Genomic DNA, 1592 nt, shown 5'->3' on the forward strand with positions numbered 1-1592 from the left:
GGGCAGTAAGACCCCCACTGATTAAAGTTTCACTTTATTAGGGATTTGCCTTAAACATTTATTACAGTCAAGAATATTTATAATAATATGAACTAAAAAAGGTCCAATTTTTGTAATGTTGGAGGGGAGTATTGTGGACATAACTCAAAGCGTGGCAAGAATAGTGGTTAATGGGAAAGACCTTTCTTTCACTTCAGTTCAAACCTCTGCATGGAATCATGGACCTGTAAATGATTTAATCGTTACGACGAATCAGAGGGTGAATGAGCTTTTTCAATTCATGTGGTCACAAGTACCGGTTACGATGTCGATATATTTTCTTCAAGGGGCGGATTTACTTAGGTTCGTTAGGGTTGCTGGAATCGATGAGCGTGTAACCGGAGAATATGTATATCATTTCATTTGGTAATAAGAAGAATTCAAAGTAGTCTAGCAGCTACTGTTTTATTTTGTCATTTGAATATAAGCGAGCGGACTAGCTTATAGTACCTACTGAAATAAAGAATCATAATATAATTTGTAATAAATTATACGGAAGTGAGTTGAAGATCATGTTTTATTCATATTTTAATTCTGAAGCTGGCATACGACCAGCGTATGGTACGTCTATAACGTATAGTGGAGCACAAAGTACAGTCCAAGCTATTCAACAAGCATTGCAAATGCAACAACAAATGCAAATGCAGCAGCAAGGAGTACAACCATATTACTCATCCGTAGAGTATTTTTACCCAGTACATCATGTTACACCGTACGGAAGTTCTTTTCTTACTATTCCATATGGAACTATATACAACTTATAACTAGTAAGGAATGAAGTGGTGCATATAAATAAGGGTGCAGATTAATAGCGCCCTTATGAATAATAAAAATAGCTAGTCCAAACCTTATAAATCAATCTTACATAATATGTAGTAATAAGTTTGAAAGGGGAATTCGTATGTCTTGTTATTACTACTGTAAGTATTGTAAGGAGTATAAAGATAAGCATCATGATTGTTGTAAGAACACTAGTAAGTGTCATGATAACAAGGACAATCTTGTTAGAGCATCGGCATTTAGAGCTAGAAATACTGTGAATCAAAATGTTCCTGCTAATACTTTTGTGAAAGTGTTATTTCAAAATGAACAATTTGATTTAGCGAATGAGTATAATCCAGCAACATCTATTTTTATGCCGAAGACTAAAGGTGTATATTCTATTATTGGAACGATTGGTTTCTTTCCAAACGATCCAACTTTAAATTATAGAGCGCGTGTAGAAATTCGTGTGAATGGAAACGCAGCGATAGCTATAGATAATGACTTTTTTGGTCCAATAAGTTTTGGAAATGTCGTAAGTGTTTCGACGATTGTTCAATTGAATGCAGGGGATGAAGTTGAGATTTATGCACAAAGTAGTATAGATGGGGTTTTAAGTCCTTTAGAAGATGGGGCACATTTTGAAGCAGCAAGATTTCCTTCTCCAATTAAATAAAACAGACTATTAAATGCTTTTTAGTAGGTTTAGTTAATCCCCTTACCAAATGGTGGGGGATTATTATTGTTTTTCTAAAATATATAAGTAAATAGGTAAAGCGTAGTTTAATTTG

At 34.2% G+C, this 1592-nt stretch carries 3 protein-coding genes; all 3 read left to right on the forward strand.

All coding sequences use genetic code 11. From position 1 onward, the window contains the following. The first annotated feature begins 133 nt into the window (after positions 1–133). Positions 134–409 (forward strand): hypothetical protein, encoded by a 276-nt coding sequence (locus ABWK52_RS24630; RefSeq protein ID WP_118414474.1) that lies wholly within the window; start codon positions 134–136, stop codon positions 407–409. A 142-nt stretch (positions 410–551) separates the two neighbouring features. Beyond that, complete coding sequence (locus ABWK52_RS24635) at positions 552–803, forward strand: DUF3947 family protein (protein ID WP_000500091.1); 252 nt, start codon at positions 552–554, stop codon at positions 801–803. A gap of 137 nt (positions 804–940) precedes the next feature. Continuing rightward, positions 941–1477: a C1q-like domain-containing protein gene (locus tag ABWK52_RS24640; protein WP_087948376.1), complete on the forward strand. Its 537-nt coding sequence runs from the start codon at positions 941–943 to the stop codon at positions 1475–1477. The last annotated feature ends 115 nt before the right edge of the window (positions 1478–1592 follow it).

Origin of the sequence: Bacillus sp. AP50 (genome assembly GCF_040492675.1) — a bacterium.
GTDB lineage: Bacteria > Bacillota > Bacilli > Bacillales > Bacillaceae_G > Bacillus_A > Bacillus_A cereus.